Source organism: Streptomyces sp. LS1784 (assembly GCF_020103755.1).
Taxonomy (GTDB): domain Bacteria; phylum Actinomycetota; class Actinomycetes; order Streptomycetales; family Streptomycetaceae; genus Kitasatospora.
In genome coordinates, this window is record NZ_JAHSQD010000365.1 from 1 (window position 1) to 8,505 (window position 8,505).

General features: G+C 74.1%; 7 protein-coding genes and 1 pseudogene. 2 read left to right on the forward strand and 6 right to left on the reverse strand.

The genetic code is table 11. The features are described 5' to 3' along the window. The 5 genes from KS423_RS31000 to KS423_RS31020 all read right to left on the reverse strand — a co-directional run. Window positions 1-1,389 (reverse strand): glycosyltransferase 87 family protein (locus tag KS423_RS31000; RefSeq protein ID WP_224283090.1); only part of this gene is annotated, 1,389 nt, incomplete at its 3' end. Between the two features lie 128 nt (window positions 1,390-1,517). Further along, window positions 1,518-3,077 (reverse strand): amino acid permease, encoded by a 1,560-nt coding sequence (locus tag KS423_RS31005; RefSeq protein ID WP_224283091.1) that lies wholly within the window; start codon window positions 3,075-3,077, stop codon window positions 1,518-1,520. Window positions 3,078-3,396: 319 nt separating this feature from the next. Then, window positions 3,397-3,888, reverse strand: a complete 492-nt coding sequence (locus KS423_RS31010; RefSeq protein WP_224283092.1) for a DUF1269 domain-containing protein — start codon at window positions 3,886-3,888, stop codon at window positions 3,397-3,399. Between the two features lie 173 nt (window positions 3,889-4,061). Continuing rightward, on the reverse strand, window positions 4,062-4,745 hold the full coding sequence (locus tag KS423_RS31015) for an ABC transporter (protein WP_224283093.1): 684 nt from the start codon (window positions 4,743-4,745) through the stop codon (window positions 4,062-4,064). Beyond that, entirely contained in the window at window positions 4,745-5,596 is an 852-nt protein-coding gene (locus KS423_RS31020) for an ATP-binding cassette domain-containing protein (protein ID WP_224283094.1), read from the reverse strand. Before KS423_RS31020 ends, KS423_RS31015 begins: the two co-directional genes overlap by 1 nt. A gap of 165 nt (window positions 5,597-5,761) precedes the next feature. On the opposite strand from KS423_RS31020, the gene KS423_RS31025 reads away from it, so the two are divergent. Together KS423_RS31025 and KS423_RS31030 are read left to right on the forward strand one after the other, a co-directional pair. Then, window positions 5,762-7,090: a VWA domain-containing protein gene (locus KS423_RS31025; protein WP_224283095.1), complete on the forward strand. Its 1,329-nt coding sequence runs from the start codon at window positions 5,762-5,764 to the stop codon at window positions 7,088-7,090. A gap of 2 nt (window positions 7,091-7,092) precedes the next feature. Beyond that, on the forward strand, window positions 7,093-7,965 hold the full coding sequence (locus KS423_RS31030) for a peptidase (protein ID WP_224283096.1): 873 nt from the start codon (window positions 7,093-7,095) through the stop codon (window positions 7,963-7,965). 66 nt (window positions 7,966-8,031) lie between these two features. On the opposite strand, the pseudogene KS423_RS31035 reads toward KS423_RS31030, so the two are convergent. After that, a pseudogene (locus KS423_RS31035) lies at window positions 8,032-8,505 on the reverse strand (DUF2079 domain-containing protein); the annotation flags it as partial.

Below are 8,505 nucleotides of genomic sequence, written 5' to 3' on the forward strand. Positions count from 1 at the left end.
GGGCGGGGCCGTGCGCCGGCTGCTCCAGCGCCCGGCCGCCAGCCGGGGCCAGATCACCAGCACCGCCGGCAGCGCCAGGTACCCGAACCGTCCGGCCGGGGCCAGCATGAAGGCGATCGCGAGCCCGGCGGCCAGCAGGTCGGCCGCCGCGATCGCGGAGACCGGCGGCCGGGCCAGCAGCCAGATCGCCACCGCGACCAGGGCCACGGTCATCAGCGCCAGCGAGATCGCGTGCCCGGTCGGCCCGAAGCCGGCCAGTACCTTGCCGGGCAGCGGGCTGCCCGCCGGGGTGCGGATCGCCGTCATCCCGAGCGGGAAGCGCACCACCTGTTCGCGCAGCGCGTCCGGCTGGGCCAGCGCGGACGGCAGGATCACCAGCGCACTCACCCCGACCCCGATCAGCGCGGTCCGGGCCGCGGGCCGCCGGCCGTACAGCCGCCAGAGCAGCAGGACGGCGACCGGCAGCGCGGGCCAGGCCGTCCACTTCAGGGTGCAGGCGAGGGCGAGCACCAGCCCGGCTCCGACCGTGCGGTCCCGCTCGGCGAGCGCCATGGCCAGGCAGCAGACCCCGATCAGCGGCAGGTCCACCCCGCCGACCACCAGGGCGAGCGCGATCAGCGGCGAGGCGGTGAGGACGGCCAGCGGCAGTAGCGGCGCGCGCGGGTCGCCGCTGCCGGGGCGGGAGCGCCGCAGCAGCCGCCAGGCGGCCAGCAGGCAGACGAAGAAGGTCAGCGCGAACCAGATCCGGGCGTCCCCGGCGACCCGCGCGAAGGCGGTGGAGTCGCCGAGCAGCTGGCGCGGCATCCCGAACAGGGACATCGCCGGCAGGTACGGGTTGTAGTCGGTGACCACCACCGGGTGCGGCAGGTACGCGGTACCGGTGGTGAGCAGGAGGTGGGCCGAGCGTTCGACCACCATGACCTCGGACTGGTGGCGGCCCTGCAGGGCGAGCAGCCCGAGCGGGACCAGGACGGCCCCGACGAGGGCGACCGCGGCGGCGGCGTGGGCCGCGAAGCGGCGCGGCAGGGTCAGGCAGAGCAGTCCGGCCAGGACGTAGGCGGGGGCCGCGATCATGCCCCACAGCCGCTGGTTGGCCAGGTCGGAGACGAGCGGGAAGGCGGCGGCCCAGCCGGCCGCGACCAGGCAGCCGAGCAGTTGGACGGTCCGCATCGAGGCGAGCCCGGCGAGCCCGGCGGCATTCAGCCGACCGGGCGTGGGCGGGAAGGTGCTCTCGCCACGCTGGCGGGGGAAGGGCCGGGCGGAGAAGCCGCGCGGCGGTCGTCCGGTTCGGGACGACGCCTCGGTCGCGGAGGTCTTGGCCGGCGTTCTGCCGCGGCCGGTGAAGCGGCCGCGCGGGCGGGAGTAGCCGGGCGTGCGGGTGCTCACCATGGTGGAAGGTTATGGGTGGGGACCGGGCCCTGTCGCCAAGACGGCGGACACCGGACGGGCGATGGCGTGAAAAGGGCCGCCGGGTGCCGTGGCGGTCGGCGGCCCTTCACACGGGGTTTGCTTCCGGGTCAGCCGGGGGTGTTGTCCGAGGACACGGACTGCCGCTCGGCCCGCTCCAGCCGGGAGTGCTTGATGCTGTAGCCGAAGTAGACCACCACGGCGACGCCGAGGGCGATCGCCCCGGCCCGGAAGGTGTCGGCGTGCAGGCCCTTGATCAGGTAGATGCAGAAGCCGATGCTGAGCAGCGGGACGACCGGGTAGCCGGGCACCTTGAAGCCGCGCGGCAGGTCGGGCTGGGTGCGGCGCAGCACGATCACGCCGATCGAGACCACCGAGAAGGCGATCAGCGTCCCGAGGCTGGTGATGTCGGCCAGGACCCGCAGCGGGACGAACGCGGCCAGCGCGCCCACGCCGAGGCCCACCACGACGGTGTTCCAGATCGGGGTGCCGGTGCGCGGGGAGAGCTCGGCGAAGCGCCGGGGCAGCAGGCCGTCGCGGCCCATCGAGTACAGGATGCGGGTCTGGCCGTAGATCACCACGAGGGTGATGCTGAAGATCGAGACGATCGCGCCGAACGCGAAGACCATCGCGGGCCAGCTCTGGCCGGTGATGTCCTGGAGGATCTGGGCGAGGCCGGCCTCCTGGCCCTCGAACTTCTGCCAGGGCTGGGCGCCGATGCCGGCCAGGGCGACCAGGATGTAGAGCAGGGTCACCACGACCAGCGAGATGATGATCGCCATCGGCAGGGTGCGGCGCGGGTTCTTGACCTCCTCACCGGCGGTGGACACGGCGTCCAGGCCGATGAAGGAGAAGAAGATGCTGGACGCGGCGATCTGGACGCCGCTGATGCCGAGCGGCATGAACGGGGTCAGGTTGCCGGAGTGGAAGCCGGTCAGCGCCACGCAGATGAACATCAGCAGGATCAGGATCTTGATCGCGACCATCACCGCGTTGACCTTCACCGACTCGCTGACGCCGCGGATCAGCAGGAAGCAGACCATCGCGACCAGCAGCAGCGCGGGCAGGTTGAACCAGTGGGTGCTGTCCGGCGCGCCGGAGAACTGCTCGGGGATCGTGAACCCGAAGGCCAGGTCGAAGAACTTGTTCAGGTACTCGGCCCAGGTCACCGCGATCGCGGAGGCGGAGACGCCGTACTCCATCAGCAGGCAGACGCCGACGCCGAAGGCGACGCCCTCGCCGAGGGTGGCGTAGGCGTAGGAGTACGAGGAACCGGAGACCGGGATCGCGGAGGCCATCTCGGCGTAGCAGAGCGCGGTGAGTCCGGCGGTGACCGCGGCGATCACGAAGGACAGGATGACGGCCGGGCCGGCCGAGGGCACCGCGGTGTTCAGCACGAAGAAGATGCCGGTGCCGATGGTCGCGCCGATGCCGATCGAGGACAGCTGCCACAGGCCGATCGAACGGCGCAGGTGGATGCCGGAGCGCCCGCCCTCCTCGGGCGCGCCGGCCGGGAGGGCGTCCTTGCCTTCGGTCTCCGCGATCAGTGTCGAGACGGGCTTGCGTCGCAGCAGACGCGCACCAAGGGTGTTGCTGGCCAAAACTGCGGTCCTTCTGGGCGGGGGAGGGTGTCCTGGCGGCTGGTCACCCGAAACGCCCTTGCGGGTCATCGGGGGATCAACCGAACAAACATGGGACAGTACCCGGCGAAAGCACCAGTGTCGCAAACGAACAGTCCGAACCGGCGCATTGTCCGAATTGGCGCATAGTACTGTACAAACCGGACACTTCGTAAACGGCGCTTCTGCCACTCGGTGGGTAAAGCAGCAGCTCAGCACCCCCGCGAGGGCATCCCGCCGAGCACCGGTCCGGCCCGGCGGCGGTTCCCGGCGCGCGGTGCCGACGGCCGGGGAACGCCGATCGGGGCGGACCGGGAGGGGCCGGTCCGCCCCGATCGGCGGTCGGACAGGGAGGGCCGGGCGACACGCCCTACGCGCGGGAGGCCTCGACGGTCGCCTTGAGCTCGGCCTCGGCCTCGGCCGAGAGCGAGGTCTGGATGATCTGCCCGCCGTAGCGGGCGAGCGCCGGGACGACCTTGTCGGCGGTCGCCTTGCGCACCAGCAGGAAGACGGCGGCGGTGCCGGGCTGGAGGTGCTCGCCGACCTGGCGCATGAAGTCGTCGTCCACGCCGATGTCGGTGGAGGCACCGACCGCCGCCCCGGTCGCGCCGCCGACCGCCGCGCCCACCAGGGGCATGAAGAACAGCAGGCCGATGACCCCGCCCCAGAGCGCACCGCTCGCGGCGCCCGCGCCGGTCGTGCTGACCTGCTGGTGGAGCTTGATCCTGCCGTCCGCGCGACGCTCGACGACGACCGCGTCCTCCAGCTCGATCAGCTTCTGCTTCTGGAGCCCGATCGCCTCGTTGCGCACCGTCTGGGCGGTGGCGAGGTCCGGGTAGGCGATCGCGAAGAGGTTGCTCATTGCGGGGTCCTTCCAGGGTGTCGGACAGGCCGGCCGGGTCCGGGCGCCGGTGCGGTGGCGCCCCTGTCCCGTTTCGTCACCCTAACGAGTGCTATCCACATGTACGGACTCTTCGCTGCGGTGTGTCCGCCATTGCCGAAATCGCCCGGGCTCGCCGGTTCGCCCCCGGGCCGTCACTCCGGCCGCCGCCCGGCCAGCGCCGCCACCCCCGCGCCGACCGCGGCCAGCAGGACGGCGGCGACCAGCAGGCTCGCCCACGGCACCGCGACCCGGCCGGTCCGGGCCGCCGACACCAGCCCGCTCACCGCCGTGTTGGCCGGCGAGACCGGCACCACCAGCAGCAGCGTGGCCAGCGCCAGCGCCGCCGGAATGCCGTACTGCGCGTGGACCAGCACCGGCCGGTTCGCCACCGCCCCGGCCAGCACCCCGAGCAGCGCGCAGACCACGGAGGCCACCAGCCCGGCCAGCACCGCCGGCCCGGCCCCCGGCTCCTGCCGCGCCCCCGAGTCGGCCACCGGCCCGCTGGTCCACCACACCGCCGCCACCTGGCCGACGGCCAGCACCAGCGACACCGTCAGCGCCGCCAGCAGCGCACCCAGATGGACCCGGACGGGGCCCGCCGCCGCCACCAGGCAGGCCCGCGAGGCCGGCGGCTCCGCGCTCAGCGCGCTGCGCACGTACCAGGCGCTCACCGGCAGCAGCACCCCCGCGCCGAAGCCGAGACCGCCCAGCAGCGGATCGCCCGCCGCCACCCCGACCACCAGCAGCAGCGCGTACGCCAGGAACGGCGGCAGCCAGGCGTGCGAGCGCAGCAGCAGCTCCAGGTGGTACCGGGTCAGCGCACCGGTCTGCGCCATCACCGCTCCCCCTCCTCGCGCCGCCGCACCGCCAGCACCCGGACGGCCGGACGGCCCAGCAGCAGCCGACGCAGCAGCGCGTCCGAGTGCACGGCGGGCACCACCAGCCGCACCGCCGTCCCGGCCAGCGCGGTGACCTCCGGCATGCCCGGGAGCCACTCCGGCAGCGGGGAGCCGTCCGGGACGTCCACCTCGACCACCATCGCCGGACCGTCCCGCGGCGGCTCCCCCTCCCCGCCCTCGACGGGCCGCAGCGCACCGTCCGCGCCGACCCGGTACGCGGCGCCGGCCAGCCCGGCCAGCCGGGCCGGGTCGTGGTCGACGAACAGCACCGTGCCGCCCGCCGCCGCCCGCTCGGCGGCCGCCTCGTCCAGCACCGCCCGGGCCTGCAGGTCCAGCCCGGTCCAGGCCTCGTCCAGCAGCAGCACCCGCGCCTCGGGGAGCAGTGCCTGGGCGACCGCGACCTTCTGGCAGGTGCCCTTCGACAGCCGGCTCAGCGGCGTGCCCGCCCGGTCCGCGACACCGAACCGGTCCAGCCACTCCTCCGCCCGCTGCCGCGCCCGCGCCGCCGACAGCCCGTGCACCCGGCCCACCCGCAGCAGGTAGGACGCGGCGTCGAAGGGAAGCGCCGGCGGGAAGCGCTCGGGCACGTACGCCGTCGGGCCGGGCCGCACCACCCGCCCCGTGCTCGGCCGCTCGATCCCTGCGGCCATCCGCAGCAGCGTCGACTTTCCGCTCCCGTTCCGCCCGGCGATCCGCACCAACTCGCCCGGGCCGACCCTCAGATCGACCCCGCGCAGGATCCACCGCCCCCGCCGCCCGTACCGTTTGCCGACCGCCGCCAGCTCCATCGGGCCCCCTTCCGGTCCGTTGTTCACGGAAGGCTATCCAGCCCCGGTAAGGCCGGCGTGAGCACCGACTCCCCGTCCACGCGCCGGAGTTCACACCGGGGCGGGTCGGCGCACGAACCGGACTCGTTTCGCCAGGGCGAACTGATGCTCCCTAGGATCGGGCGGGTGAATACCGGACGACGACCACAGACCAGGCTCGGCAGCCTGCTGGCAGCCCTGGCGATAACGAGCGCCTCGCTGCTCCTCGGCCTGCCCGCCCACGCCGACGAACCACCAGCCGGGAACGCCCCCGCGGGCAAGGAGGCCCCCCGGGTCGACCTCGTCCTGGACGTCAGCGGCTCCATGCGCGAGGCGGACATCCAGGGCAAGAGCCGCATCTCGGTGGCCCAGCAGTCGCTGAACGAGGTGATCGACGCGCTGCCCGCGGAGACCGAGTTCGGCATCCGCACCCTGGGCGCGACCTACCCCGGCAACGACAAGGCCCAGGGCTGCCTGGATACCAAGCAGCTCTACCCGGTCGGCAAGACCAACAAGGTCGAGGCCAAGACCGCCGTCGCCACCCTGCGGCCCACCGGCTTCACCCCGATCGGCCTGGCCCTGCGCGGCGCCGCCCAGGACCTCGGCAAGGGCGAGACCACCCGCCGCGTGGTGCTGATCACCGACGGCGAGGACACCTGCACCCCGCCCGACCCCTGTGACGTCGCCCGCGAGCTGGCCTCCCAGGGCATCCACCTGGTGGTCGACACCCTGGGCCTGGCCCACGACGACAAGACCCGCCAGCAGCTGCTCTGCATCGCCAACGCGACCGGCGGCACCTACACCGACGTCCGCACCCAGGAGCAGCTCACCGACAAGGTGAAGCAGCTGGTCGACCGCTCCAACGACACCTACACGGTGACCCCGGTCAAGACCACCGGCACCGACAAGTGCGAGAGCGCCCCGGTGCTCGCCCCGGGCGTCTACACCGACCGCGAGAAGTTCTCCGAGCACCGCGTCTACAAGGTCCCGGTCAAGTCGGGCCAGGAGCTGCGCGCCTCGGTCAGCGTCGCCCTCGACCGCCCGGTGGCCCGGGACTACGGGGTGCTGCTCCAGGCCACCAGCGCGACCGGCCAGGAGCTGGTCCGCGGCACCGACGCCGGCAGCTCCCGCACCGACGTGGTCTCCACCGGCCTGCGCTGGTCCACCGACGACTCCAAGGGCTACGTCACCACCGGCCCCACCGCGTCCAAGGACGCCAAGGAGAAGCCGGAGACCACCGTCTGCCTGGTCGTCAGCAACTCGCTGGCCCCGCAGGCCGGCGTCCAGGCCGACCCCGGCCTGCCGCTGGAGCTGACCGTCGACCTGGCCTCCGCCTCGCCCGCCCCGGAGGGCGCCGCGATGGGCCTCGGCCGCGGCTGGATCCTGCTGCTCACCCTCACCCTGGCCGGCCTGGCCTTCGGTCTGGTCTTCGGCTGGATCGCGCGCTGGCGGATCGCCGTCTGGCGGGAGAACTGACCATGCGTACGACGCTTCGCGGCGCCCTCGCCGCCCTCGCCCTGCTGCCCGCCCTGGCCCTGGGCGCCCCGGCCGCCTCGGCCGCCTCGCCGTCCCCCTCGGCCAGCGCGAGCGGCACCCCGGCCCCGGCCACCAAGGCCGGCACCTCCTTCCTGACCGCGGTCAACCTCTCCCCCGGCCAGGACGCCAAGGTCTCCGTCTCCACGGGTGACTACCTGTACTGGGCGTTCGGCGCCTCCGAGGGCCAGACCCCGACGGTCGGCCTGACCGTCAACCTGGCCCCCGCCGCCGACCGGCACGGCCCGCAGACCTGGTCCGTCGAGGTCTTCGACGGGCTGCGCCGCCGCCAGTCGTGCACCGCCGGCACCCAGAACGCCACCGCCGACCAGAGCGCCGGCACCCTGGCGCTGAGCTGCACCCTGCGCGAGGTCCGCACCTGGGCCGAACCGTGGTCCGGCGACCCGCTGCCCGGCACCTACTACGTGCGCCTGTCGGTCGGCGACGTGCCGCAGCCCGACCTCGGCCTGGCCTCCTCGGTCCAGCTGCACGTCGCCGCCAAGGGCGACGCCGACAACGCCCAGCCCGAGGGCGGCGAGCTGAAGGCCCCGCTGGTCCCGCCGGCCGGCGGCGGCGCCGCCACGGCCAAGGCGGCCGCCCCGGTGGCCCAGGAGGAGCACTGGTACACCGGCTGGTTCTCCGGCTGGAACAGCCGCTGGTACTGGACGATCGGCGGCGGCTTCCTGGCCGCGCTGGCCGGTGTCCTCGGCTACAACCTGACCCGGCACCCGCACGGCCACCGGCCCGGCCGCTACGGTGCCGTCCCGTCCCAGGGCTCCCACCAGAGCGGCAGCCACGCCGGCTCGGACCGCCCCTGAGGCACCCCCGGAGGGCCGGCCGGACGTCGTTCCGGCCGGCCCTCCGGCGTCTGCGGGAAGCCGCGCTCAGCCGCGGAACAGGTTGTGCCCCACGTCGGACGGGACCTCGTCCTGGACCGGCTCGCTGCCCGGCCCCGGCACGTGCTCGCCGGGGATCGGCTCGTCGCCCTCCCGGTGCAGCAGCACGACCCCGTCCTCGGCCCACAGCTGCCGGTAGCCGTGCGCCAGCAGCAGCTGGATCCGCTCGGCCTGCTCCTTGTCCGTCTTGAACGGGAAGGAGCGCTTGTCGCCCCGGGTGAGCACGTACTCGCGCCCGCGCGGCGTGCCGTCGACCAGCACCACGTCCGTCCGGGCGGTCAGCCGCGGCGCGATCTGGTTGTCCGCCTCGACGGACGCCCCGTCCGGGATCAGTGCGGCCGCCCGCACCAGCGCCGCCTCGCTCGGCTTGGGCGCCCAGGAGGACGGCACGGCCAGCGGCAGCAGCCCGATCGGCACCGCGGCCACCAGCGCGATGCCGGCCGCGCCGAGGCCCAGCCCGCG

What these genes read in the sequence shown, in the direction of transcription:
- KS423_RS31005 (WP_224283091.1), bottom strand. Translation starts at nt 3,077, where the DNA reads ATGACCCGCAAGGGCGTTTCGGGTGACCAGCCGCCAGGACACCCTCCC.
- KS423_RS31010 (WP_224283092.1), bottom strand. Translation starts at nt 3,888, where the DNA reads ATGAGCAACCTCTTCGCGATCGCCTACCCGGACCTCGCCACCGCCCAG.
- KS423_RS31015 (WP_224283093.1), bottom strand. Translation starts at nt 4,745, where the DNA reads ATGGCGCAGACCGGTGCGCTGACCCGGTACCACCTGGAGCTGCTGCTG.
- KS423_RS31020 (WP_224283094.1), bottom strand. Translation starts at nt 5,596, where the DNA reads ATGGAGCTGGCGGCGGTCGGCAAACGGTACGGGCGGCGGGGGCGGTGG.
- KS423_RS31030 (WP_224283096.1), top strand. Translation starts at nt 7,093, where the DNA reads ATGCGTACGACGCTTCGCGGCGCCCTCGCCGCCCTCGCCCTGCTGCCC.